Raw genomic sequence first — 24,491 nt, 5'->3', positions numbered from 1 at the left:
CTTCGGCTGGGGTTTTTTATTGTCAATCTTAAACCACCTCCACAGGAGGTGGTTTAAGATTGACAATAAAAAGGTGTCCCGCAGGACACCTTTTCTATTCTGAGCTAAACGCTAAGCTTAATCGGCTTTGGTTTTACTCATCGGCGCTGTAGCTGCCTGACGGGCAGAGCCGGTGCCTGCTTTACGCTCTGAGCTTTGAACCGCTGGGCGTGCTTCAGCTGGCATCGCTGTGGGCAGCTCAGCAGCTGGCTCGTCAGTCACCTTTACCGGTTTGGCCATTTGCGATACCACCATTTGTTGGTAGCGATTGGCTCGGGCTAGTGCTGCCGCGGCTGGTGTACTGGCTACCGGAGCAGCTTGCTCTGCTGCTGGTGCAGGAGCGGCTTCTTCAGTTGCTTTTACCTCAGCCTTGGCTTCCTGTGCTGATTCAGTGACCGGTTTTGTCACCTCGGCTATTTCAACCTTCTCAGCCTTTTCTGGTTTCACCGCCGTTTCTGCGGCTGTAGCAGGTGCTGCTTCTACTTGTCCGGTTTCAGACTTATCCGCCTTCACTGCTTTTGGTTCAGTAGCTTCAGCAGCATCAGCTGGTTTTGCCTTGGCTTTACGGGCCGGCGCACGTTTACGTGGTTTTTTTGCCGGCGCTTCATCCGGTGTCTTGTCCGCAGTTGTTGCATCCACGACTTCAGAGTCACTAGCCGCGTCAGCTTTAACCACCGCATCTTCGGTGGTGATCGCTGGCTCAGCAGATGCAGTCGTATCAACCGCATCAACTTGTGGGCTGGCCAGTAAATCAAGCTGCTCGGTGGCTGGCTCTGCTAGCGTTTCTTCTGCTTCGCCATTTTGCTCTTTCTTGCGCTTTTGACCGGCAGCACGCAAATGACGTGGTGAGCGGCGGGCGCGCTTGCGCTGATCGCTTTGCTCTTTGTCTTCTGCTTCGCTCTCGGTTGCATCGCTTGCAACTGTAACGTTGTCAGTTGTATCGCTATGTTTGGACTGCTCAGCCTCTGCTGTCTCGTTAACCGGCTGTACTTTCTTTGCAGTTTTGGCATTCGCTTCAGTTGCTTCAGCTTGCTCCACTACTTCAGTGCTTGCTACCGGCTGCTGCGAAGTCGTTTCCACAGCTGTATTTGCAGTGAGTGCCGTATCAGCCGCAGTATTGTTGGCAACCACAGGTTTGGTAACCGCTGTTTCCTGGCCTTCGGCTGCTGCAGCTTGCTGCTGTGGCTCTGTGGCTGCTTTTTCTAAGCGCACAGACTTTTGCAGCTGACGACGCTGACGACGTTCAGCAGCTTTACGCGGCTGAGCTGGTTTATCCTCAGTACGCTCGGTTGCAGCTTTGTTGTCCGGTCTGCTTTCTTGCTTTGCGTCTGCTTTTGGCTCTTGCTTTCTAGGTTGCTCTGCTGCCCGGCTTGGTTTGCTGGCTTGTTTTTGCTGCGGAGCCGTTTGCTGCGTTTGTTCTTGCTCGGCGGCGCGACGGTTATCCTGACCGCCACGACTATCCTGACCACCACGACGACGGTTGTTGTTGCGACGGCGGTTGTTGTTTTGATTGGAGCGGCGATTTTGCTCGTTGCGCTGATCGGTTGCAGGCTTTTCAGCTGGCTTGGTTTCCTTGCTCTCGCTGCTGCCAAACAATTGGCTCACCCAGTTTGACAAGCGTGCAAGTAAGCCAGGTGCTGCATCTGCTTTACTGACTGCGGCCTCTGGTGAAGGAGCGGCTGCGGCTGCTGGTGCGGCTGAATCCGGAATGCTGATCGCTGACAGAGCAGGCTTCTCCCTGGCGACACTGTCCTGAGTCAGTGGCTGATACAGATCTTTACTCAGATCCGGTGTTTTCACCATTTTGTAGCTGCTTTCATCCAGCTCTTCATCAATCCGAACCCGGATCACTTCAAAGTGTGGTGTTTCCATGTGTTCATTTGGAATAATAAACACATCAATACCATGACGCTTTTCAATGCGGCGAACGGCATCACGCTTTTCATTCATCAGGAAGGTGGCTACTGAAATAGGCACCTGAGCCTGGATTTGGCTGGTATTATCTTTAATGGACTCTTCTTCAATCAGTCGCAGAATCGACAGTGCGGATGATTCAGTGCTACGAATGGTACCGCGGCCATGACACCGTGGACACAGGTGGCCGGCCGACTCGCCCAGTGACGGACGCAGACGTTGCCGCGACATTTCCAGCAAGCCGAAACGCGAAATCCGGCCAATCTGAACCCGGGCCCGGTCTTGTTTGACCGCATCTTTTAAACGGTTTTCCACTTCACGCTGATGCCGCACCGGCGTCATGTCGATAAAGTCGATCACAATCAGGCCGCCCAAGTCACGCAGACGCAATTGGCGGGCAATTTCATCGGCCGCTTCCAGGTTGGTATTAAAAGCGGTTTCTTCGATATCACCACCTTTGGTGGCTTTGGCCGAGTTGATATCAATCGCGGTCAGCGCTTCGGTGCTGTCAATCACGATGGAGCCGCCGGATGGCAAGCGTACTTCGCGGTGGAAAGCCGATTCAATCTGGTTTTCAATCTGGAAGTGCATAAAAAGTGGCACATCACCGGTGTATAATTTCACCCGATGAGCAAAGTCCGGCCGGAATTGCTGGATGTAGAGGCGTGCTTCGTCGAAAATTTTCTGACTGTCGATCAGGATCTCACCAATATCACGGCGCAGGTAATCGCGGATGGCGCGAAATACCACATTGCTTTCCTGGTGGATCAAAAACGGAGCCGGACGGTTGGCCGCAGCATCGCTGATAGCAGCCCAATGTTTCAGCAAGGACTTTAAGTCGTAATCCAGTTCTTCAAACGATTTGCCAACCCCGGCAGTACGCACAATCAATCCCATGCCATCGGGCATGGTTAACTGACTTAATGCATCTTTTAAATCCTGACGCTCATCGCCTTCAATGCGGCGGGAAATACCACCGGCACGAGGGTTGTTTGGCATTAATACCAGGTAGGAACCAGCCAGGCTGACAAACGTCGTTAAGGCAGCACCTTTTTGGCCACGCTCTTCTTTGTCAATCTGGATAATAACTTCCTGGCCTTCTTTCACTACTTCTTTGATGTTGGGACGGCCGTCAAATTTATAACCAGAAGGGAAGTATTCGCGGGAGATTTCTTTTAGTGGCAGGAAGCCATGGCGATCGGCGCCGTAATCAACAAAAGCGGCCTCAAGGCTGGGTTCAACCCGGGTGATTTTGCCTTTGTAGATGTTGGCTTTTTTTTGTTCGTGACCAGGGCTTTCGATATCCAGATCAAACAGACGCTGGCCATCGACCAGCGCAACGCGGATTTCTTCTTCCTGCGTTGCATTAATTAGCATTCTTTTCATTGTGTAGTGACTCTGTAATCAAGCCACAACGCAAGAACTCCGATCAGCGGGTGCTCAGACGCTTTCAAACATCAAATGGTGCAGTCTCCCGACTGGAATGCTTGAGGAAACCTATTGTTAAAATTGACAGTTATCGCTGTAATTCATCAAATCTGACACACACCGCATTTCGCTGCGCTGCGTTATAGCATTTTTATTCAATGTTTGCTCTGCTGACCGGATCCTGTGTTTTGTCGGTGTTGGCAATAAATTACTCAGCATTGCCTCAGACAAAGTGGCGATTAATTTGCGCTGGGGGAGGAAAAACGTTGGTTTTCACCACGATTTCGGTATGATCCGCCCAGGTAGCGGTGCCGCACAGCATCTCTTATGTCGCTCAGAGCGCCCTAATTGCCATCATTCTGGCTGAATTAGCCCGGGCATTATCCCACTAATCAACCAGTAATAGCAACTTAAATGTAATTTTAGCAGAGTTCAAGGCCTTCATGACAGAAGACATTAAGTTAGGTGTGCAAGTTGTTGAAATCGAATCAGAATTTTCTGGTCAACGGGTAGACAACTTCCTGATCGCCAGGCTGAAAGGCGTCCCTAAAAGTGTGATTTATCGGGTGTTACGTAAAGGTGAGGTCCGAATAAACAAAAAGCGGGTCAAACCTGAGTACAAATTGCAAGCAGGTGATTTGCTCCGTATCCCACCAATCTCTGTACGCAAAGAGCCCGATGCGGTTTCTACCCAATTGGCTGTGGTGAAACAGCTGGAGCACAAAATTCTGTTTGAAGATGAGCACCTGTTGATCATCAACAAACCATCCGGTATGGCGGTGCATGGCGGCAGTGGCTTGAATTTTGGTGTGATTGAAGCGCTGCGTGCGCTGCGCCCGGATGCGCGGCATCTGGAGTTGGTTCACCGGCTGGATCGGGACACTTCTGGCTGCCTGATGATCGCCAAAAAACGCTCAGTGCTGCGGCATCTGCATCAACAGCTGCGTGATAAAACCGTAGAAAAAAAGTACCAGGCATTGGTCGCTGGCGATTGGCCAGCCAAGTTAAGGAAAGTGACAGAGCCACTGCGCAAAAACACCCTGCAATCCGGTGAGCGGGTTGTGCGGGTCGATGCAGTGGAAGGCAAAGAGTCTGAAACCCGCTTCCGGATTTTGCAGCGCTATCAACAAGGCACGTTAATCGAAGCCTTTCCGGTGACCGGTCGTACTCACCAAATCCGGGTGCACACGGCTTGTAAGGGCCACCCGATCGCCTGTGATGATAAATATGGCGATAGCGATTTTACTCAGCAGATGAAAGCGCTGGGGCTGTCGCGATTATTTTTGCATGCTTTTAGCTTACGGGTGCTACACCCGATCACAGAAACCACCTTAAGTATCGAAGCACCGTTGGATGATGATCTTGCCATGCTGCTTCAGCAGTTGCAGAGGGTTTAGTATGTCGTTTGAGATAGAACGTATCGAATTGGTTATTTTTGACTGGGATGGCACTGTGATGGACTCGGTCGGCCGTATTGTCTCTGCCATGCAAAGCGCCGCGCAGTTGACTGAATTGCCGGTACCATCTGATCATAGCGTGAAACAAATTATTGGTTTGAGTTTGGATCTGGCCTTTAGCACCTTGTTCCCTGCCATGACCGCAGCCCAGCACCAGCGCTTGTTTGAGCATTATCGCGAACAATACGTGGAACGCGACCCGACCCCAACACCGATGTTTACCGGTGCCGAAGCGCTGTTTTTGCAATTGCGTCAACAGCAAAAACGCCTGGCGGTAGCAACCGGCAAGGCGCGCAAAGGTCTGGACCGTATTTTTGCCGAAACCGGCCTGGCGCACTACTTTGATACCACCCGCTGCGCCGATGATGCTAAGTCCAAGCCTGATCCCGATATGCTGCTGCAAATTTTGGCGGAAACCCGTTTGCAACCGGAGCAAGCGCTGATGGTGGGGGATACCAGCCACGATATGTTGATGGCGCAGCAGGCCGGTATACCGCGCATTGGTGTGACGCATGGTGTGCATGGCGTTGACGTTCTGTCACAGTTTCAACCGCTGGCCATCGTCGATGATTTACCACAGCTGCAGCGGTTATTCACTCAACCCGCAGAGGCGCTGCCAGTTTAAACCAGTTAAGCCAGCGGGTTGATGCCATGCTGGCGCAACATCGCCAACAAACGGATCAGTGGTAAGCCAACCAAGCTATTGGGGTCGTTGCCTTCGAGTTTGTCAAACAAGCTAATACCAAGACCTTCACTTTTAAAGCTACCGGCGCAATCAAGCGGCTGCTCTATAGCCACATAATTGGCAATTTCAGCATGGCTTAAGTGGCGAAAGTGCACATGAAAGGGCTCGCAGCACAGCTGGCTTTGCCCTGTGGCGGCATCAACCAACGCCAGCCCGGTTAAAAAAGTAACGACGTTACCGCTGAATGCCTGCAACTGCGCCATGGCGCGTTCCGCGGTATGCGGCTTGCCAAGAATGTCGCCATTAAAAACTGCGACCTGATCTGAGCCTATCACCAGCCCATGCTTCACTGTACTTGCCACCTTAGTTGCTTTGGCCAGGGCCAGCCGCTGTACCAGTTTTGCTGGTGCTTCACCTGCTATCGGGGTTTCATCAATAGCCGGGGCGGCGACCTGAAATGGTAAACCGGTTTTTTGCAGTAATTGCTGGCGGTAACGCGAGGTGGAGGCCAGCCACAGCTCAGCTTGAATAGGGACGCTCATACATCTACCTTCAATAAAACAACATTATGAGCGGTCACTATACGGATCTGGCCTTACAAATGCGATAAAATAGCCGAAAACCATGCAGAATCCTTTGACAGCTTTGCGGTGGATCTATATGATGCGCGCCTTATGCAAAAAGTAAAAATTCCTGTTACCTTAGACCCGGTGCGGGCGGCTCAGAAACGATCGTCGTATGACGGTATTGTGCCGCTCAAAAACTTAAGCCGGCTATCAGAGCAACTGCTGGATACCAGTGGTGAGGTAACTGTACGAATTGATTGCGATATCGACGAACAAAAACTGGTGGTGCTATCAGGTGAGGCGCATTGCGACGTGCAGCTGAGCTGCGAGCGTTGTCAACAACCGATGAATCTGTCATTGCATTGTCAGTTTGCGTTTACGCCGGTTCGCAGCGATAATACAGCGCTGGATCATATTCCTGAGCGCTATGACGTGGTCGTCCCGGACGAACACGGTGAAGTGAATTTGCAGCAAATGGTAGAGGATGAGTTGATCCTGACCCTGCCAATGTATCCGGTGCATGACGAAAGCTTTTGCTCAGCATCGGATCAGCTTAATAGCTTTGGCGTGGTGATTGATGAGCCGGAAAAACCAAACCCATTTGCAGTATTGCAAGAATTAAAGAAAAAGTGATTTATTAGGAGAAAGCCATGGCTGTTCAGCAAAACAAAAAATCTCGTTCACGGCGTGATATGCGTCGCTCACACGACGCTCTGACAGGCCCTACGCTGTCTGTCGACGCTACCACTGGTGAAACGCACCGTCGTCACCATATGACTGATAGCGGCTTCTTCAAAGGCCGTAAAGTCAAGTAAGTTCGGATGCACCTGGTGCAACCAACACAAATACATATCGCGTTAGATATGATGGGGGGCGATCACGGCCCCCTTATTACTTTACCTGCCGCTATTCAGGCCGTGCAGGAAATCCCACATCTGTTACTTACCCTTTGCGGCGATGCCACCTTATTGCAACGCGGGCTTAGTCAGGCCGGTTGTGGTAACCACCCCCGTTTACGCATTCAAGCCTGCTCGCAACAAGTGAGTATGTGCGAAAAACCCAGCTCAGCGCTTCGCAATAAACGCGACTCATCGATGCGGGTTGCGTTGGAGCTGGTAGAGCAGGGCCAGGCATCAGCCTGTGTCAGTGCTGGCAATACCGGCGCTTTAATCGCGATGGCGCATTTTGTGTTAAAAATGCTGTCTGGTGTTGAGCGGCCAGCGCTGATTAGCACACTGCCTTCCACCGCCGCGCAGCCGGTCTATATGCTCGATTTGGGGGCTACCGTCAATTGCGATGCCGATACCTTATTTCAGTTTGCGGTGATGGGCTCAGTGATGGCCGAAGAGGTCGAGGGATTGCAGGCTCCACGGCTTGCACTGCTCAATATGGGTGAAGAAGAGATCAAAGGCACTGATCAAATCAAACAAGCCGCGGTGTTGCTTAGTGAATGCGAAGAACTGAATTACATCGGTTTCATTGAGGGCAACGATATTTTTTCCGGCAAAGCCGATGTCATCATTTGCGATGGTTTTGTCGGCAATGTGGCGCTGAAAACCTGTGAGGGCGTGGCTAAACTCATCATCAATCAAATCCGCACCACCTTGTTAAGCAGTCTGATTGGACGAATCATCGGCAAAGTAGCGCAACCTTGGCTGAAAAGCATCGTCAAAGGGGTGAACCCCGACCAGTATAATGGCGCAAGTCTGATAGGATTGCGCGGAATTGTCGTGAAAAGTCATGGAAATGCTTCCAAAGAGGCTTTCCTAAGCGCTATCCGGCAAGCAGTTCGAGAGGTTGAACGTCAGGTACCGGCCAAAATTAAAGATCGGCTGGAACAGGTATTAATTGGAAAAGCGTAGGTTGCCATGTATTCTCGCATTATCGGAACCGGAAGTTATTTCCCGTCTCAAGTAAGAACCAACACCGATCTGGAAACCATGGTCGAAACCACCGATGAGTGGATCATCGAACGTACCGGCATTCGTGAGCGTCGTATCATTGGCAAAGATGAAAGCGTCGCCACCATGGGAGCAGCTGCTGCCCGTCAGGCCATCGAAGCCGCAGATATTGACAAGAATACTCTGGATATGATCATTGTCGCCACCACCAGTGGTGCGCGCTCCTTACCAAGCTCTGCCTGTGAAGTGCAGCGGGAGCTGGATATTCCAGCCATCCCTGCCTTTGATGTGGCCGCGGCCTGCGCAGGTTTTTGTTATGCACTCAGTGTGGCAGATCAATACATCAAAAGTGGCATGGCGAAACGCATTCTGGTGATTGGCTCTGATTGTTTGTCGCAGTTGATTAGCCCGGAAGATCGCAGCATGGTAATCCTGTTTGGTGATGCTGCCGGTGCTGTTATTTTAGAAGCGTCTGAGCAACCAGGTATTTTATCTACTCATATTCATGCCGATGGCAAGTATTCTGAGTTGCTGTATGTGGATAACCCGATCCGTGGCGATGTAGAGTCCGTTCACAACTCCTGGGGCTCGATGAAGGGGAACGATGTCTTTAAAGTCGCCGTCACTAAGCTATCGGAAGTGGTGGAGCAGACGCTGGCAGCCAACCAGATGGACAAATCTGAAATTGACTGGCTAGTACCCCATCAGGCCAACTTACGTATTATTTCCGCTGTTGCGCGCAAACTCAATCTGCCGATGGAGCAAGTGGTGATCAATTTGGATCGCTATGGCAATACATCGGCAGCAACGGTCCCAACGGCCCTGGATGAGGCCATACGGGATGGTCGGATTAAGCGTGGCCAAACCTTATTATTGGAAGCTTTTGGTGGTGGTTTTGCCTGGGCATCTGCTTTAGTGAAGTATTAACAGCTGCCGACCAACCACTGTTTTTAGACAGGACTCATACCATGACAAAAAAATTAGCAATTGTTTTTCCGGGGCAAGGCTCACAAAGTCTCGGTATGCTCAGTGAACTCTATGCTGCCCATGACGTAGTGCGTGATACCTTTGCTGAGGCGTCGGCTGCCTTAGGCTATGATTTATGGCAGTTGGTGGCAGAGGGGCCGGAAGCACAGCTGAATGAAACCGATAAAACCCAGCCTGCGCTATTAACCAGTTCAGTGGCATGCTGGCGTTTATGGCTGCAGCAAGGTGGAACCGTGCCTGCTTATCTGGCTGGTCACTCACTGGGTGAATACTCCGCTCTGGTCTGTTCCGGTGTATTGTCACTGGCTGATGCAGTGGTGCTGGTTGCTAATCGTGGCCGCTACATGCAACAAGCGGTCCCAGCCGGTACCGGTGCCATGTATGCCATTATCGGCCTGGATGATCAGAGTGTGGCTGAGTGCTGCGCCCAGGTTGCCAATGACGAAGTGGTTGCCCCGGTCAATTACAACTCGCCGGGCCAGGTGGTGATTGCAGGTCACAAAGCCGCCGTTGAGCGTGCCGGGGAAGCCTGTAAGGCGGCAGGTGCAAAGCGTGCACTACCACTGTCTGTCAGTGTGCCTTCGCATTGTGCTTTGATGAAACCAGCCGCGGCCACTTTGGCCCGTGATATGGCGGCGATGAACTTTCAGCCAGCAGAGCTGGCGGTCGTCAATAATGTTGATGTTGCCGTTTGTGGTGAAGCTGCGGCAATTCAGGATGCGTTGGTGCGCCAGCTGTATAGCCCGGTGCGCTGGACTGAGACCATTGAGTGGCTGGTGCAACAGGGGGTAACTGATGTGGTTGAGCTCGGCCCTGGTAAAGTTTTGGCAGGACTAGTGAAACGTATTGATAAATCGCTGACAACGACTTCGGTGAATGATAGTGCTTCTCTTGCACAGGCACTGACTGGCGAATAACACAACAAAGGTTTATTTATGACAGCTTTATTTTCTTTAGAAGGCAAGGTTGCACTAGTGACTGGCGCCAGCCGCGGCATTGGCCGGGCGATTGCTGAGCAATTAAAAGCGCAGGGTGCCACCGTGGTGGGCACAGCTACCAGTGAAAAAGGGGCGGCAGCCATTGCTGAGTACCTTGGTCAACCCAATACTGGCCTGGTACTCAATGTGACCGATACTGACTCGATTGAGGCTTGCCTTGCCAGCATTAAAAATAATTTTGGTGATATCGATATTCTGGTCAATAATGCCGGTATTACCCGCGATAATCTGCTGATGCGCATGAAAGATGATGAATGGTTTGATATCATGCAAACCAATCTTACGTCGGTGTTTCGTCTGAGCAAGGCGGTATTGCGTAGCATGATGAAAAAGCGTTATGGTCGTATTATCACCATAGGTTCGGTGGTAGGGAGTATGGGCAACGCGGGCCAAACCAATTATGCAGCTGCCAAGGCTGGTGTATTGGGTTTCACCAAGTCACTGGCTCGCGAAGTTGCTTCGCGCGGTGTGACGGTGAATGCAGTGGCTCCGGGCTTTATTGATACGGACATGACCAAAGAGTTATCGGATGACCAAAAAGAAGCTATTTTTGGCCAGGTGCCTGCTAATCGTTTAGGGCAACCGGCTGAAATTGCTGCAACTGTTGCTTTTTTGGCATCAGAACCAGCAGCCTACATTACAGGCGAAACGATTCATGTCAACGGCGGTATGTACATGGTGTAAGGCTTGCATGTCAGACCAGCAAAAAAATGCCGGTAGGACGACTTGCAACAACGCAGGCTTACGCATAAACTAGCGCCACATAAAATTGCACGAACTGTTGCGATTTAAATGAAAAAAGGAAGAAAAGATGAGCAACATCGAAGAACGCGTTAAGAAAATTATTGTTGAACAACTGGGTGTTAAAGAGGAAGAAGTCAAGCCTGAAGCTTCCTTTGTTGACGACCTTGGTGCAGACTCTCTGGATACAGTAGAGCTGGTGATGGCTTTGGAAGAAGAGTTCGATACTGAAATTCCTGATGAAGAAGCAGAGAAAATCACCACGGTACAATCTGCTATTGACTACGTCAAAGCCAACGCAGAATAAGCCGCTTTGGCTCAAAACGGGTAGCCTGGCTACCCGTTTTTTGTTGGGCCTTTTTATCTGGCCAATCTTGCCTCAGGCACAGTGTCGGTCCAAAATAAATTCTACTGCAGCATCCCAGACCGATGCTGCAGTAGAATTTATTTTCATCAGCTCCATTGGAGGATGCAGTGTCTAAACGTCGAGTCGTAGTGACGGGGCTGGGTTTACTCACCCCGGTTGGTAATGATGTAACCACCAGCTGGCAAGCCCTGCAACAAGGTAAAAGTGGTGCTGGTTTGATCCAGCACTTTGATACCGAAGCCTACAGCACTAAATTTGCTGCGATGGTCAAAGACTTTGATGTCGAACCATACTTTCCGGCGAAAGAAGCCAAGAAGATGGATTTGTTTATTCAGTACGGTGTTGCGGCTGGTATTCAGGCGTTCCGTGATGCTGGCATTGAGGTTACTGAACAAAATGCAGGTCGTATTGGCGCTGCCATCGGTTCTGGCATCGGCGGCTTGGGTCTGATTGAAGAAAATCACACCAAGTTACTCAACAGCGGCCCGCGCCGGTTGTCACCGTTTTTCGTCCCTTCAACCATCATCAATATGATCTCCGGGCAGCTATCTATCATGCTTGGTTTGCAAGGGCCAAACATTAGCATTGTCACTGCCTGTACCACAGGTGTGCACAACATAGGTCAAGCCGCCCGGATGATTGCCTATGGCGATGCCGATGTAATGCTGGCTGGCGGTGCTGAAAAAGGCTCAACCCCACTTGGCATGGGGGGCTTTGGTGCAGCCCGGGCTCTGTCTACCCGCAATGATGCACCGGAGCAAGCCAGTCGTCCCTGGGACAAAGACCGTGATGGCTTTGTGTTGGGTGATGGTGCTGGTGTGGTGGTACTGGAAGAATACGAGCATGCCAAAGCCCGCGGTGCCAAAATTTATGCCGAGCTGGCTGGTTTTGGTATGAGCGGTGATGCTTTTCATATGACATCACCGCCAGAAAATGGCCGTGGTGGTGCTATGGCGATGCAAAATGCGCTGAATGATGCTGGTGTGAACCCGGAGCAGGTCGGCTACATTAATGCCCATGGTACCTCGACCAATGCGGGCGACCTGGCAGAAACCTGTGCGATTAAGTCGGTATTTGCTGCCAACAAAGACAGCATTATGGTAAGTTCATCCAAGTCGATGATTGGCCATTTGCTGGGCGCGGCTGGTGCGGTTGAGTCGATCATCACCATTTTATCTTTGCGCGATCAACTGGTGACACCGACCATCAACCTGGATAATCCGGATGAAGGTTGTGATCTGGATTATGTACCGCATACGGCCCGTGATGCCAAATTGGACTACGCTTTGTGTAATTCTTTCGGCTTTGGTGGGACCAACGGTTCTATTTTGTTTAAGAAAGTATAACGGCCACCTTGCTAAGACAAAGCCCGCTTCATGCGGGCTTTGTTGTCTCTGCCTGTTAGAGCTTTCAGCTTAATCGGGCTTTGATTTTCGCCGCATGCCATTCTGCCTGGGTGATAGGGCTGGTTGCAATGCTGTGGTGGTTTAAACCGGCATACTGTTGTTTGCGCATGGCTACCTGCTGCATAATGGCCACAAGCTCCTCATCGGATTTTTTGTTCCAGTTGGCAATTTCGGCGATATGCCGGTAGCAACCAATACAAACTTTGTGCTGATCAAGCTTGCAGCAGGCAATGCAAGGGGAGTCAATCCTGCTCATGGCCAGACAATGCTTTATTTACCGGTGGTTCCAGCGTTAAACGTTGCGCCTGAATCACCACCTGGGTGCGGTTGGTGCACCCCAGTTTACGAAAAATAGCGGTAATGTGGGCTTTGACTGTAGCCTCAGAAATATTCAGATCGTACGCAATTTGTTTGTTGAGCCAGCCTTCGGTCAGATAATAGAGCACCTTGTACTGTTGATTGGTTAGCTGTGCCACCCGGGCTGCTAAATCCAGATCTTCGTCCTGGCTGGCTTGCTCTTGCAACGCTTTTTGCATCGAAGCCGGTACCCAAAGCTCGCCAGCCAGCACTTCTTTTAATGCTTCACTGATTTGTGCCGGGTTGGCCGATTTGGGAATATAAGCCGAGGCTCCAAACGAGATCACCCGCTTGACCACATCCAGTTCTTCACTGGCTGAAATCACCACAATAGGTAGGCTGGGATAGTTCTTGCGTAACTGAATTAACCCTAAAAAACCGCAATTGCCAGGCATGTGTAAATCCAATAGCAGTAAATCGGTATCCGGGTGTTGCTCCAATGCCTGACAGGTTGATTCAAATGAGTCGGTTTCGATGGTGGCTTTGGTACTGAAGGTGTTGCTGATGGCATTGATCAGCGCATTGCGAAACAGTGGGTGGTCGTCAGCTACGATCAATTTGGCCATATTTCCTCGTCATTCTTATTATGTGCACTATGGCGTAGTATAGAACGAAAGGCCGCAGTATGCGGCCTTAGTTCAGTTATCCAGTGGACAGCAAGCTGTACCTGCTAACGATTTAACCTCTTTTCAATCAATTGATCAACCACTGATGGATCGGCCAGGGTAGAAATATCGCCCAGTTGATCGTGCTCATTGGCGGCAATTTTACGCAGAATGCGTCGCATAATTTTACCTGAGCGGGTTTTCGGTAAGCCTTGTGGTGCCCACTGAATAATATCAGGGGATGCGATGGGCGAGATCTCCTGACGAACCCAGGCCCGAACTGCTTTGGTTAGTTCATCCGAAGGCTCAACACCAACCCGTGGAGTGACGTAGACATAAATACCCTGACCTTTGATATCGTGCGGATAGCCCACCACAGCAGCCTCTGCGATCGCATCGTGTGCTACCAGGCAGCTTTCAATCTCCGCGGTGCCCAGACGGTGGCCGGAGATATTCAGCACATCATCGACCCGGCCGGTCAGCCAGTAGTAGCCATCTTCATCGCGGCGGGCGCCATCGCCGGTGAAGTAGGTGCCTTTGTAGGTACTAAAATAGGTTTGCTCAAAGCGCTCGTGATCGCCAAAAACAGTGCGCATCTGGCCTGGCCAGCTATCCAGGATCACCAGGTTGCCCTCAGCGGCGCCTTCCTGCAATGTTCCTTCGTTATCGACAATGGCTGGTTTAACACCAAAGAATGGGCGGGTGGCCGAGCCTGGCTTTAAATCGGTAGCGCCAGGCAGCGGTGTAATCAGAATGCCACCGGTCTCGGTTTGCCACCAGGTATCGACAATCGGGCAATTGCCATGACCAAATTTCTCGTGGTACCAGCTCCAGGCCTCAGGGTTAATAGGTTCACCTACACTGCCCAGAGTCCGTAACGAGCTCAGTGAGCTTCCTTCCACCGGTGTATCGCCATGCGCCATCAGTGCCCGGATGGCAGTAGGTGCCGTGTACAAAATATTGACCTGATACTTATCAACAATCTGTGCCATCCGTTTGACGGAAGGATAGGTGGGCACCCCTTCAAACAAGACACTGCAGGCGCCATTGGCTAGGGGTCCATACACGATGTAGGTATGGCCGGTGACCCAGCCGACATCGGCGGCACACCAGTAAATATCGCCCGGGTGATAGTCGAACACATACTGATGAGTCATCGAGGCCCAGACCATGTAACCACCGGTGGTGTGAAGCACCCCTTTGGGCTTGCCGGTTGAGCCAGAGGTATACAAAATGAAGAGCGGATCTTCAGCACTCATCGGCTCCGGTTCGCAGGTTTTCGGTTGTTTGGCCAGGAGCTCGTGGTACCAGACATCGCGGCCTGGGTGTTCATCCACATTCTCCCCCACATGCTTCACCACGATGACATGTTGGACCGGGCTATTTTTTCCCAAATGGCCCAGAGCCAAATCCGTGTTGTCTTTTAGTGCAGTCAAACGACTACCGCGTGGAGCCTGATCGGCAGTGATGATCAGCTTGGAGTCGCAATCCTGGACCCGGCTACCTAAAGCATCTGGCGAAAAGCCGGCAAACACCACCGAATGGACAGCACCAATGCGCGCACAGGCTAAAATAGAGATAACGGCTTCCGGGATCATTGGCATATAGATGGTGACCCGATCCCCTTTACCCACCCCCAGCGATTTCATGCCGTTCGCAAGCTGACACACCTGCTCATACAGCTCCTGATAAGTTACATTCTTCTGCACGCCGGGTTCATCGCCTTCCCAGTAGTAAGCGATGTCATTGGCTTTGTGTGGCAGGTGGCGATCCAGGCAGTTGTAGCTGGCATTCAGCACACCATCTTCAAACCACTTGATGTTGATATTGCCTGGCTGATAACTGGTGTTTTTCACCTTGGTGTAGGGAGTAAACCAGTCAATTCGCTTACCATGCTCTGCCCAAAAGGACTGAGGATCCTGCACCGACTGCTGATACATGCGTTGGTAGGCTTCGTTATCAATCAAACAGCGCGCTTCGGCGGCAGCTGGAACCGGGTAAAGGCCTGGCTGTGTCATCACTGTGTCCCCATAGGTTTCAATGCAAATAAAGTAGTTATGTTCTAACCAATTACAGAGCGGAAAGAAATTAGACCATTGTCTAGCTCTGTGCTCGCGCTCGGTTAAAATGCAGCTGAAATCAGTTGGATTGACTGTAGCAGTTGATGCGACTAAAGGCTAATTGCGTAAACGGTGTCCCTGAACCAACCTTGTCGGTGAGAGTAGCTCAGAAAATAACCAGAGACCATACAACAAGAAAACCAGGGAGCACTGCATGAAACAACTACCATTTGCTAGTACCTTACTGGCAGCCAGTATGACGCTTGGCTTAAGTCAGGCCCAGGCATCCTTTACCGTAGGCAATACCGACATCAGTTTTGGCGGCTTTATTAAGCTGGACGTGATGCTAAACGATACACCGGATGGTAATTTGGCTACCGGCATAGGTCGCGACTTTTACGTGCCTTCGTTAACTCCGGTGGGCGGTGACGGTGAAAGCACCAAATTTGATATGCATGCCCGCCAGTCACGCTTCTTTTTTACTACCAGCACGCAACTGGACAATGGTAAAACGCTGGGCGCGCGCCTTGAGTTTGATATGATGTCAACCCCTGGAGGTGATCAGCGCATTTCCAATGGCTATTCCCCAGGCATTCGCCACGCGTTTTTTACCTACGATAAGTGGCTGTTTGGACAAACCTGGTCCACCTTTATGGACCTGACTTCGCTACCAGAAAGTGTGGACTTTGTTGGCAATACCGATGGCCAGATTTTCGTACGCCAACCGCAAATTCGCTACACCCATGGCAACTTCCAGTTTGCCATTGAAAACCCGGAAAGCACCATTACACCGGGACCAACCGGTGGCCGGGTGGTGAGTGACGATAACACCATGCCGGATCTGGTCGCGCGTTACAACCACAGAGCCGATTGGGGCAGCCTGTCGGTGTCCGGCTTAGTGCGCCAACTGGCTTATGAAGACAGAGCTTTGCAAATTGATGACAGCGTGATGGGGTACGGTTTGTCGGTAACCGGTAAAGTGATGGTGTCCGAGACCAATGATATTCGCTTTACCTTCAATACCGGCAAAGGTTTGGGTCGCTATATCGGTTTGAACACTGCCAATGGCGCTGTGCTGGATGCCAATGGCGAGTTGCACGCGATTAAATCAACCGGCTTTACCGCGGCCTATCGTCATGTCTGGGATGCCAACTGGCGTACCAATCTGATTTACGCCACCTTGCGGGTTGATAATGACACCGCATTAACCGGTGTCGGTGCCACCAAAAGTACCGAGAGTTTGGCGGCCAATATGATTTATCAGGCTTCCCGTCATTTGCAGTTTGGTCTGGAGTTTCGTCATGCCACCCGTAAATTGGAGTCCGGTACCGATGGTGATTTAAACCGGCTGCAGTTTATGGCCAAATATGACTTTTAAAGCCAGGTAAAGATTTCTAACCGAGCTTATTTTTTGCAATAATAGCGGCTGATGCCGCTATTATTTTGCGAAAAATTTATGACCCCCGCTGCGACCGAACTTGCTGTTTTACCTGCCACCAGCCAGGCATACCAATTGCTGTTTCAGGATGAACACCTGGTGGTGGTGAATAAACCCTGTCACTTACTCACGGTGCCTGGCCGGCATCCTGATAATCAGGATTGTTTAATCAAACGGGTGCAACAGCCATTTCCTTCTGCCAGCGTCGTGCACCGGTTGGATTATGACACCAGCGGGCTTGTGGTACTGCCACTGACCCCCGCTGCTCTGTCGGCAATTAGTAAGCAATTTCAGGCCCGCACTGTAAAAAAAACCTACCTGGCGGTGGTTTCAGGGAAGTGGTTGCAAGCCCAGGGGCGCATTGATTTAGCAATTGCCCCGGATGCTGAAAACCGGCCGCGATATAAAATTTGCCCGCAAGGCAAGGCATCAGTGACGGATTTCGAACTGTTGTCGTATGACACGACTACCCATACCAGCCGCATCCGACTTTCTCCCGTCACTGGACGTTCCCATCAATTGCGACTGCATACATCAGCATTGGGGCATCCGATCCTGGGAGACCCATTCTATGCACCGCAGGCTGTTCAGGACCAAAGTGATCGCTTGTTGTTGCATGCCGCAACCCTGACTTTGCTGCATCCTGTGAGCCAACAAGCGCTAAGCTTTGAAGCGCCCCCGGATTTTTAACGGCTACAGCCAGCCAAGCTATGGACCTTGAAGCCTGCTGGTCGCAAAGAAGTCGCCTTTGACCTTCATCACATTGTCGCAAGGGCAAGAGCTTGTTAGCATGGCTTTGCATTGTGTTACTTAAAATGAGAGCACCCCCAATGATTCGAGTTTTTGTCGTATTTACCCTGTTGCTATGTGTTCTGCCAGGTTTTGCCCAGAGCGAAGCGGCTGCTGTGCAAGCGGAGCAGGTACTTTTTCTTGGCCCTTTACCTGCTTTTGCTTCTGAAACGCTGCAACAAAGTGGCAAAGCCAAAGAACAGCGTCAGCAACTGCTGCGTTTATTGGAGCGGCAACCTGTTCCGGTCGCAGGCCGCTCCGTCGAGCTGTTTGGTCAGCGCTTGCAATGGCGTCAACTGACACCAACTGAAGCTTCAGAATCCGGCCCTGGTATCTGGTTTACGCAGTTGCAGCAGGAGGCGTTTTTCAGAGGGAAACTGGAAGTGACCGGTTTAAAAAAGCCTCAGTTGTATCTGAATTTTCAGCCGAAAAATGGCAGCAGTACCGAGCTGGTGCTGGCAACCGGTTGGCAGCAACTGCTGATCTTTACCGATGGGCGCCATGACGATGCAGATGTACGGTTGCAAGTGACCAGTGAGAATGGGGTAGACGTTGCATTTCGATTAGCAGCACAAGAGCCGGTCAATAATCGGTTACTGACCAATGCTGAAACCATCACTCAGTTGGCGCTATCACCGGATACCAATTGGATGCTGCTCAGCTTTAGTGGCCGCTCCGATGTCAGCGATACCCAGCTGCAGCGCACCGAGTTGCGTGATGTCAGTCGCAATCAGGTGCAGCGTAGCTGGAGTGGTCCGGCGCTGAGCCGGGCAGCCTTTAGCCCAGACAATCAGTGGCTGAGCTACATCGCCAACAACACACTGTGGCTGATGAACCTGAACACGGGTGAGTTGCGATCCCTGCTGGAGAATCAGACTGGCCTTGGGGCCTACCAGTGGGCACCCGATAGCAACAGCATCGTGCTGCAATGGACGGAGTCGGATACCAGCTTGCAGCAATCCAGGGCAAAAATGTACCGGGCACTGGAAGATCGTTGGCGGGGTTACCGTGATATCAGCCGGTTGTTTCAGCTGGATATTGCCAGCGGTCTGGTACGCGTGTTGACCGCCGATAAGCAAAGCAGCTCACTGAGCGATATACGTGCGGATAGCAAGGCCCTGCTGTATACCCAGCGGGTGAATGATCGCACTTCAGCACCTCATGCCAGCACCGCTTTGTTTGAGCTGGATTTAACCACCCTGCAACGTCGTGAAGTTGGTACTTTTTCGCATCTGAATCAAGTGCAGTACTATCGGGATCAATTGCTAGTGGTAGCCGGCCCGAACTTTGCCGGTGGCGCAGGGGTGAATCTGCCATCCGATGAATACGTAGCGAATGATTACGATGGTCAGCTTTATTTGATGGATCAAAAAGGTGAACATATTCAGCCTTTGTCGAAGGACTTTCATCCAGCCATCAGCTCGGTTGCGATTAATGCCCGTGGCCAGGTGATTGCCCAGGTGAGCGAAGGCGATCGCTCAGCCTTATACAGCGTCGATACCAACCGGCAGCGTTTTCAGAAACTGGCCTTGTCGCTGGATGTGATAGAGCGGTTTGCATTGGCCAATGATCGGGGAGCGACTGTGCTTGCGGTAGGCTCTGGCGTAGCAACACCACAACAATTAGAAATGGTTCGGCCTGGTCAGCGCCGCCCAACCGTATTGCATGATAGTGCAGCCTTGTATCAGCATATCCGGTTTGGTGAGGTGCGTGATTTTCATGTCGAGAATCCACAAGGCGATCGGATTGAAGGCCGTTATTACCTGCCACCGGATTTTGATGCCAGTAAAAAATACCCTGCTATCGTCTATTACTATGGCGGCACCACCACCGTCAACCGTCAGTTTACCGGGCGTTACCCGTTCCATCACTGGGCTGCCAATGGTTACATCGTGTATGTGGTGCAACCGCGCGGCACCATTGGTTATGGCCAGCGCTTTTCCGCGCTGCATGTTAACGCTTGGGGCAAATACACAGCGGATGACATTATTTATGCCACCGAGCGTTTCGTAGCTGAGCATGCCTTTGTCGACGGCAAGCGGCTGGGCAATATTGGTGCTTCCTACGGTGGCTTTATGACCATGTATCTGGCGACTCAAACCGACTTGTTTGCAGCTTCGACCTCGCATGCCGGCATCAGTGCGCTGAGCTCCTATTGGGGGCAGGGCTGGTGGGGGTTCCTGTACTCTGGTATTGCCAGCCGGGATAGCTTTCCCTGGAACAATCATGAGCTCTATGTGGGTCAAAGCCCGCTGTATATGGCGGATAGAATCAACACGCCATTACTGCTGATCACCGGTGACTCCGATGTCAATGTACCGGCTGGCGAGTCGCAACAGATGTTTACAGCGCTGAAATTGTTAGGGCGCGAGGTGGCCTTGGTCGAAATTCCGGGGGAGGATCACCACATCATTGACCGGGAAAAACGTTATGTTTGGTGGGATCATTTGTTGGCCTGGTTTGATAAGCACTTAAAAGACCAGCCCGATTGGTGGCAACATTTAAGTGATCATTGAGTAAAAAATGAAAAAACCAGCTAGTGCTGGTTTTTTTGTGTCAGAAAAATTAACACTGCTCAGATAAAAATATGATAAATTTATATAAATACTTGATTCCAAATGGTTTATATATTTGGCATGCTGCTTGCTTATTGAAGGCGACAACTTAAATATGATAAGGACATGTCATGTTAACAAAAAAATCAAAAGCAATTATTTACAGTGGTGTTTTACTCAGCGCATTAGCTTTTAGCTCGACTGCCAGCGCTTCTTTATTTGACAGCGGTTTGCCAGCGGGCTGGAATTGTGTCGGTGCTTGCGACGCCATGGGTGCTGATGGCGATGTCACTTTAGCGCCAACCGGTTCAGCGCAATATGGTTATGTGACTACAAGCAATGGCGTAACTGGAGTGGGCCTTCCGGGTTTAACTTCAGGTGCTACTACTGGTTCTACTCTGACTTCGGCTCTGTTTTCCGCTCAGGCTGGTGATGAACTGAATTTCTTCTTCAACTACATTTCATCCGATGGCGCTGGTTATGCCGATTATGCCTGGGCACGTTTGTTGGATGAGTTAAACAACGAAGTAGCGATTTTATTCACCGCCCGCACCACGCCAAGTGGCAGTATCGTCCCAGGTTTTGATATGCCAGATCCAACTGCTACATTAAATCCGGATGAAGTCTTGATGAATCCGGGCGCACCAGTTTGGTCTGGACTGGGTGATAGCTCTGGTACTTGTTGGTCTACTGGTTGTGGTTACACTGGATGGATCAGCTCCAGTTACAACATTGCAGCGACTGGCAATTATTTCCTGGAGTTTGGCGTTGTGAATTGGTCAGATACAGCTTATCAATCTGGTATGGCGTTTGATGGCATCACTGTAGGTGGCACCCCTATCGGTGATACCACACCGGTACCAGCACCAGCAACGCTGGGCTTGTTAGGTTTGGGTCTGCTGGGTGCCCGTTTGGCCCGACGCAAGAAATAACAATTTCAATTGAAGTTCTACAAGGCAGGCAGCAATGTCTGCCTTTATTTTTTTGTCTGGTACCACCAAAGTGGAAATAGTAAGGTTCCCGCCACTACACCAGCCAAGTGGGCATCGACTGCAACCTGAGCCGCTATCAGTTCTGCCAGCCCTTCATCGGGGCCTTTGATCTGCTCAAAGACAACTTTAGCCAGCACCAGCGCAAGCAAAAGCCAGCCTGTAGTGTCTTTGCGCCAGACATCAGCCAGAGCACCCAGTACCACCATGGCATGCAAAGCACCCGATAATCCTACCATTCGGTCCAATTGCGGCACGAACAGCAAGAGCAGCAGATTGGTGAGCATTCCCGCACTGAATAACCACAGCAAATAGCGATTGCTGTTGAAATGTCGTTGATGCAACAGCCAAAGTAAGCTAAGCCCGGCAAGGTTCAGTAACAGATGCCAGTGATTGGTGTGGAGCAAATTGGCGGTCAGCAAACGCCACCATTCACCAGCTAGTACCGCATCCGGCTGATAATTCAACTGCTGCTGCCAAGACTGAGGTAGCCCTAACAGCAGAGTCAGCATCAGCAGGACTATGCCAGTCTGCAGCATCGTCTGCCAGCAAAGCGGCTGCTTGTATCGAAGTAATCGTTTCATCTGGCTAGTCTAGCCAGAGTCTTTTGTGCTGTCATGAAGAATCTGGATTGATCTTTGCAGCGCTTCTCGGTAGGGTAAAGTTCGGTACAAAGTCCAGTAGCAGGTCCTTATGAAGTTTCTTCTTTCTTCGTTATTCTTACTATGCAGTTCGCCGCTGGTGCTGGCGTCAACTCCCGTACAAGCCGACCGTGAGCCAGAAGCGGCAACCGGTTATTACCAACAACAGCTGGTAGAGGCTCAGCATTTTATGGTATCAGCAGCCCATCCACTGGCCACCCAAGCTGGGCTCCGGGTACTGGAGCAAGGAGGCAGCGCCATGGATGCCGCCATTGCCGTACAATTGGTGTTGGGCCTGGTAGAGGCGCAAAGCTCTGGGATTGGTGGGGGCGCTTTTATCCTGCACTGGGATCAAGAGGGGCAACAGATGACCGCCTTTGATGGCCGGGAAACCGCACCTAAAGCCGCCACCGAACAGTTATTTATGCAAGGCGATACCGCCATGCCCTGGCGCGAAGCTTATGTTGGTGGAAAATCGGTTGGGGTGCCAGGTTTATTTGCCGTGATGTACCAGGCTCATCAGCGTTATGGCAAGCTGGTCTGGGAGCAGTTGTTTGAGGATGCGATTCAGCTTGCCAGTGAAGGTTTTCCGGTCTCTGACCGTATGGCGAGGCAGTTGGCTGTTGGTTGGAACCAGGGGATCCAACACAGTCCCGAAGCCAGTCAGTATTTCTATCCGGATGGTGAGCCATTGCAAGCTGGCGCTGTCATTACCAATCAATCCTACGCCGATATTTTACGTCAGGTTGCTGAGCAGGGCCCTCAGGCTTTTTATCAAGGTGAGAATGCGGCCGCTATGGTCAAGGCGGTACAACAAGCCAGTGTGAATGCTGGTGCTTTGGCCTTAACCGATTTAGCCGCCTATCAAGCGGTAGAGCGTAAACCAGTCTGTGGTTCGTATCGCAGTTACACTATTTGCGGTATGCCGCCACCCAGTTCTGGTGGTATCGCTGTGGTGCAAATTCTTGGCCTGCTGGAGCGTTTTGAAGTTGGGCAGTTAGCCCCGGATAGTGTTGAAGCAATTCACCTGTTTGGGGTGGCTTCGCAACTGGCTTTTGCCGACCGCGATCATTATGTGGCCGACAGCGACTTTGTTGAAGTCCCCATCCAGCAATTGATTGAGCCTGCTTATTTGGCAAGCCGCAGCCAACTGATCCAAACAGACAAAGCCCTGGCTGAAGTCAGCCCAGGTTCACCGGTCACAGAGTTAGCAAGGCTCAGCACTTCAAGCCCTGAGCTGAGCAATACCACGCATCTGTCCATCGTCGATGCCAAAGGCAACGCAGTTAGCATGACCTCAAGCATTGAAAATGTGTTTGGTTCTGGCCTGATGGTCAATGGGTATTTATTAAATAACCAGCTGACCGATTTCTCGCTCTCGCCTAAGCTCCATGGTGAGCTGGTGGCAAACCGGGTGCAAGGAGGTAAACGACCACGTTCGTCGATGTCGCCTGTGATGGTATTCGACGAGGCTGGAACGCTGCGCATTGTATTGGGCTCACCAGGCGGTAGCCGTATTATTAACTACGTGGCTCAGACGCTGGTCGCTTTGATTGATTGGCACTTGGATATTCAGTCTGCCATTAGTTTACCCCGTGTCACGCATCGCAATGATTTTTTGGCGCTGGAAAAAGGCACCGCGATTGAACATCATCAATCCGCTTTGGAACAAATGGGCCATCAGGTGCGGGTAATTGATTTAAACAGCGGCTTGCATGGCATCGTGATACTGGATACCGGCTTGCAGGGCGGCGCCGATCCTCGTCGTGAAGGTCAGGTACTGGGGCATTAAATGAAGGAAGAAACCATGACAGGGGTGGAGCAGCAACTGCAGGATGGGGTACTCAGCTTAACGCTTTTGCGTCCTGATAAAAAAAATGCGTTAAATCAGCGGATGTATCAGCAACTGGCCGATGCACTCAAGCAGGCGGCTCAAGATGACCAGGTAAAAGTGGTGTTGCTGCAAGGACAGGATAATTGTTTTACCGCAGGCAATGATTTGCAGGATTTTATGGGCGGCGGCGAGCTGAATCAACAACACCCAACGGTCCGTTTTTTGTATCAGTTGGCTGAGTTCCCTAAACCCATAGTGGCAGCGGTAGCTGGCCTGGCCATTGGTATTGGCACGACCGCCTTGCTGCATTGTGAGCTGGTGTATGCTACCGCAGATACGCGTTTTCAGTTGCCCTTTACCAAGCTTGGACTTTGCCCGGAGGCTGCGTCCAGCTTGCTATTACCGCAGTTGATTGGGTATCACCGGGCCTGTGAGTATTTACTGTTGGCAGAGCCATTCGATGGGCTGGAAGCAGAGCGGATGGGGTTGGTCAATCGCCTACTACCAGAAGCAGAGCTGCTTAATTTTGCCTGGCAAAAAGCCCGTCAGCTCGCTGCGATGCCAACGCAGGCGATTCAAAGCAGCAAACGTTTATTAAAGGCTAGTCAGCGGGAAGCTCTGCAGTATACTTTGCGCGAAGAGTTGAACGAGTTTCAGCAACTGCTGCAAAGCGATGCCTGTCAGCAAGCTGTGCAGCAGTTCTTTCAGAAAAAATAGCTAAGCAGAGCAGCGGC

22 protein-coding genes are annotated in these 24,491 nt (G+C 51.2%); 16 read left to right on the top strand and 6 right to left on the bottom strand.

Translation table 11 applies throughout. The features are described from left to right. Positions 1–117 precede the first annotated feature (117 nt). Positions 118–3,339 carry a ribonuclease E gene (gene rne, locus QWY20_RS08990; protein WP_330128684.1) on the bottom strand — a complete coding sequence of 1,074 codons (3,222 nt, stop codon included), beginning with the start codon at positions 3,337–3,339 and terminating at the stop codon, positions 118–120. Between the two features lie 485 nt (positions 3,340–3,824). Here rne and rluC point away from each other — a divergent pair, with 485 nt between their 5' ends. Together rluC and QWY20_RS08980 are read left to right on the top strand one after the other, a co-directional pair. Then, the gene (gene rluC / locus QWY20_RS08985; RefSeq protein ID WP_330128683.1) at positions 3,825–4,778 is read left to right on the top strand and encodes a 23S rRNA pseudouridine(955/2504/2580) synthase RluC; all 954 of its coding nucleotides are present in this window, start codon (positions 3,825–3,827) and stop codon (positions 4,776–4,778) included. A 13-nt stretch (positions 4,779–4,791) separates the two neighbouring features. Next, entirely contained in the window at positions 4,792–5,463 is a 672-nt protein-coding gene (locus tag QWY20_RS08980) for an HAD-IA family hydrolase (protein WP_407935417.1), read from the top strand. A gap of 5 nt (positions 5,464–5,468) precedes the next feature. Here QWY20_RS08980 and QWY20_RS08975 read toward each other — a convergent pair whose 3' ends face one another. Beyond that, positions 5,469–6,065: a Maf family protein gene (locus QWY20_RS08975; RefSeq protein ID WP_330128681.1), complete on the bottom strand. Its 597-nt coding sequence runs from the start codon at positions 6,063–6,065 to the stop codon at positions 5,469–5,471. A 132-nt stretch (positions 6,066–6,197) separates the two neighbouring features. On the opposite strand from QWY20_RS08975, the gene yceD reads away from it, so the two are divergent. The 8 genes from yceD (at position 6,198) to fabF (ending at position 12,429) form a co-directional block, all read left to right on the top strand. Beyond that, positions 6,198–6,722 carry a 23S rRNA accumulation protein YceD gene (gene yceD / locus QWY20_RS08970; RefSeq protein WP_330128680.1) on the top strand — a complete coding sequence of 175 codons (525 nt, stop codon included), beginning with the start codon at positions 6,198–6,200 and terminating at the stop codon, positions 6,720–6,722. Between the two features lie 17 nt (positions 6,723–6,739). After that, positions 6,740–6,904, top strand: a complete 165-nt coding sequence (gene rpmF, locus QWY20_RS08965) for a 50S ribosomal protein L32 (RefSeq protein WP_091340992.1) — start codon at positions 6,740–6,742, stop codon at positions 6,902–6,904. A gap of 6 nt (positions 6,905–6,910) precedes the next feature. Next, the gene (plsX, locus tag QWY20_RS08960; RefSeq protein ID WP_330128679.1) at positions 6,911–7,951 is read left to right on the top strand and encodes a phosphate acyltransferase PlsX; all 1,041 of its coding nucleotides are present in this window, start codon (positions 6,911–6,913) and stop codon (positions 7,949–7,951) included. A 6-nt stretch (positions 7,952–7,957) separates the two neighbouring features. Further along, positions 7,958–8,917, top strand: a complete 960-nt coding sequence (locus tag QWY20_RS08955) for a beta-ketoacyl-ACP synthase III (RefSeq protein ID WP_330128678.1) — start codon at positions 7,958–7,960, stop codon at positions 8,915–8,917. Between the two features lie 41 nt (positions 8,918–8,958). Further along, positions 8,959–9,894: an ACP S-malonyltransferase gene (gene fabD, locus QWY20_RS08950; protein WP_330128677.1), complete on the top strand. Its 936-nt coding sequence runs from the start codon at positions 8,959–8,961 to the stop codon at positions 9,892–9,894. 18 nt (positions 9,895–9,912) lie between these two features. Beyond that, positions 9,913–10,659, top strand: a complete 747-nt coding sequence (gene fabG, locus QWY20_RS08945) for a 3-oxoacyl-ACP reductase FabG (RefSeq protein WP_330128676.1) — start codon at positions 9,913–9,915, stop codon at positions 10,657–10,659. A gap of 127 nt (positions 10,660–10,786) precedes the next feature. Further along, positions 10,787–11,023: an acyl carrier protein gene (gene acpP, locus QWY20_RS08940; protein WP_228590370.1), complete on the top strand. Its 237-nt coding sequence runs from the start codon at positions 10,787–10,789 to the stop codon at positions 11,021–11,023. Positions 11,024–11,190: 167 nt separating this feature from the next. Next, complete coding sequence (fabF, locus tag QWY20_RS08935) at positions 11,191–12,429, top strand: beta-ketoacyl-ACP synthase II (RefSeq protein ID WP_330128675.1); 1,239 nt, start codon at positions 11,191–11,193, stop codon at positions 12,427–12,429. A 64-nt stretch (positions 12,430–12,493) separates the two neighbouring features. On the opposite strand, the gene QWY20_RS08930 is transcribed toward fabF, so the two are convergent. From QWY20_RS08930 to acs, 3 genes are all read right to left on the bottom strand, one after another. Next, positions 12,494–12,745 (bottom strand): DUF1289 domain-containing protein, encoded by a 252-nt coding sequence (locus QWY20_RS08930; protein WP_330128674.1) that lies wholly within the window; start codon positions 12,743–12,745, stop codon positions 12,494–12,496. Further along, the gene (locus QWY20_RS08925; protein ID WP_330128673.1) at positions 12,732–13,412 is read right to left on the bottom strand and encodes a response regulator transcription factor; all 681 of its coding nucleotides are present in this window, start codon (positions 13,410–13,412) and stop codon (positions 12,732–12,734) included. Before QWY20_RS08925 ends, QWY20_RS08930 begins: the two co-directional genes overlap by 14 nt. A 104-nt stretch (positions 13,413–13,516) precedes the next feature. Continuing rightward, on the bottom strand, positions 13,517–15,469 hold the full coding sequence (acs, locus tag QWY20_RS08920; RefSeq protein ID WP_330128672.1) for an acetate--CoA ligase: 1,953 nt from the start codon (positions 15,467–15,469) through the stop codon (positions 13,517–13,519). Between the two features lie 256 nt (positions 15,470–15,725). Here acs and QWY20_RS08915 point away from each other — a divergent pair, with 256 nt between their 5' ends. From QWY20_RS08915 to QWY20_RS08900, 4 genes are all read left to right on the top strand, one after another. Next, complete coding sequence (locus QWY20_RS08915) at positions 15,726–16,889, top strand: DcaP family trimeric outer membrane transporter (protein ID WP_330128671.1); 1,164 nt, start codon at positions 15,726–15,728, stop codon at positions 16,887–16,889. Between the two features lie 78 nt (positions 16,890–16,967). Next, a complete protein-coding gene (locus tag QWY20_RS08910) occupies positions 16,968–17,639 on the top strand; it encodes an RluA family pseudouridine synthase (protein WP_330128670.1) in 672 nt (223 codons plus the stop codon). A 140-nt stretch (positions 17,640–17,779) separates the two neighbouring features. Further along, positions 17,780–20,254, top strand: coding sequence for a S9 family peptidase (locus QWY20_RS08905; RefSeq protein WP_330128669.1), 2,475 nt, complete (start codon positions 17,780–17,782; stop codon positions 20,252–20,254). Between the two features lie 170 nt (positions 20,255–20,424). Continuing rightward, positions 20,425–21,225 carry an NF038132 family protein gene (locus QWY20_RS08900; protein WP_330128668.1) on the top strand — a complete coding sequence of 267 codons (801 nt, stop codon included), beginning with the start codon at positions 20,425–20,427 and terminating at the stop codon, positions 21,223–21,225. 44 nt (positions 21,226–21,269) lie between these two features. On the opposite strand, the gene rrtA is transcribed toward QWY20_RS08900, so the two are convergent. Beyond that, entirely contained in the window at positions 21,270–21,866 is a 597-nt protein-coding gene (gene rrtA / locus QWY20_RS08895) for a rhombosortase (protein ID WP_330128667.1), read from the bottom strand. A gap of 109 nt (positions 21,867–21,975) precedes the next feature. Between rrtA and ggt the strand changes: the two genes are divergently transcribed. Beyond that, on the top strand, positions 21,976–23,715 hold the full coding sequence (ggt, locus tag QWY20_RS08890) for a gamma-glutamyltransferase (RefSeq protein WP_330128666.1): 1,740 nt from the start codon (positions 21,976–21,978) through the stop codon (positions 23,713–23,715). Next, entirely contained in the window at positions 23,716–24,474 is a 759-nt protein-coding gene (locus tag QWY20_RS08885; RefSeq protein WP_330128665.1) for an enoyl-CoA hydratase, read from the top strand. Positions 24,475–24,491 lie beyond the last annotated feature (17 nt).

The organism is Alkalimonas cellulosilytica, from assembly GCF_036325985.1.
Lineage (GTDB): Bacteria > Pseudomonadota > Gammaproteobacteria > Enterobacterales > Alteromonadaceae > Alkalimonas > Alkalimonas cellulosilytica.
This window is presented reverse-complemented; position numbering and strand designations above follow the sequence as displayed.

Bases quoted from the DNA above. Each gene is read 5' to 3' on its own strand.
- rne (WP_330128684.1), bottom strand. From the start codon at position 3,339: ATGAAAAGAATGCTAATTAATGCAACGCAGGAAGAAGAAATCCGCGTT.
- rluC (WP_330128683.1), top strand. From the start codon at position 3,825: ATGACAGAAGACATTAAGTTAGGTGTGCAAGTTGTTGAAATCGAATCA.
- QWY20_RS08975 (WP_330128681.1), bottom strand. From the start codon at position 6,065: ATGAGCGTCCCTATTCAAGCTGAGCTGTGGCTGGCCTCCACCTCGCGT.
- yceD (WP_330128680.1), top strand. From the start codon at position 6,198: ATGCAAAAAGTAAAAATTCCTGTTACCTTAGACCCGGTGCGGGCGGCT.
- rpmF (WP_091340992.1), top strand. From the start codon at position 6,740: ATGGCTGTTCAGCAAAACAAAAAATCTCGTTCACGGCGTGATATGCGT.
- plsX (WP_330128679.1), top strand. From the start codon at position 6,911: ATGCACCTGGTGCAACCAACACAAATACATATCGCGTTAGATATGATG.
- QWY20_RS08955 (WP_330128678.1), top strand. From the start codon at position 7,958: ATGTATTCTCGCATTATCGGAACCGGAAGTTATTTCCCGTCTCAAGTA.
- fabD (WP_330128677.1), top strand. From the start codon at position 8,959: ATGACAAAAAAATTAGCAATTGTTTTTCCGGGGCAAGGCTCACAAAGT.
- fabG (WP_330128676.1), top strand. From the start codon at position 9,913: ATGACAGCTTTATTTTCTTTAGAAGGCAAGGTTGCACTAGTGACTGGC.
- acpP (WP_228590370.1), top strand. From the start codon at position 10,787: ATGAGCAACATCGAAGAACGCGTTAAGAAAATTATTGTTGAACAACTG.
- QWY20_RS08930 (WP_330128674.1), bottom strand. From the start codon at position 12,745: ATGAGCAGGATTGACTCCCCTTGCATTGCCTGCTGCAAGCTTGATCAG.
- QWY20_RS08925 (WP_330128673.1), bottom strand. From the start codon at position 13,412: ATGGCCAAATTGATCGTAGCTGACGACCACCCACTGTTTCGCAATGCG.
- acs (WP_330128672.1), bottom strand. From the start codon at position 15,469: ATGACACAGCCAGGCCTTTACCCGGTTCCAGCTGCCGCCGAAGCGCGC.
- QWY20_RS08915 (WP_330128671.1), top strand. From the start codon at position 15,726: ATGAAACAACTACCATTTGCTAGTACCTTACTGGCAGCCAGTATGACG.
- QWY20_RS08910 (WP_330128670.1), top strand. From the start codon at position 16,968: ATGACCCCCGCTGCGACCGAACTTGCTGTTTTACCTGCCACCAGCCAG.
- QWY20_RS08905 (WP_330128669.1), top strand. From the start codon at position 17,780: ATGATTCGAGTTTTTGTCGTATTTACCCTGTTGCTATGTGTTCTGCCA.
- QWY20_RS08900 (WP_330128668.1), top strand. From the start codon at position 20,425: ATGTTAACAAAAAAATCAAAAGCAATTATTTACAGTGGTGTTTTACTC.
- rrtA (WP_330128667.1), bottom strand. From the start codon at position 21,866: ATGAAACGATTACTTCGATACAAGCAGCCGCTTTGCTGGCAGACGATG.
- ggt (WP_330128666.1), top strand. From the start codon at position 21,976: ATGAAGTTTCTTCTTTCTTCGTTATTCTTACTATGCAGTTCGCCGCTG.
- QWY20_RS08885 (WP_330128665.1), top strand. From the start codon at position 23,716: ATGAAGGAAGAAACCATGACAGGGGTGGAGCAGCAACTGCAGGATGGG.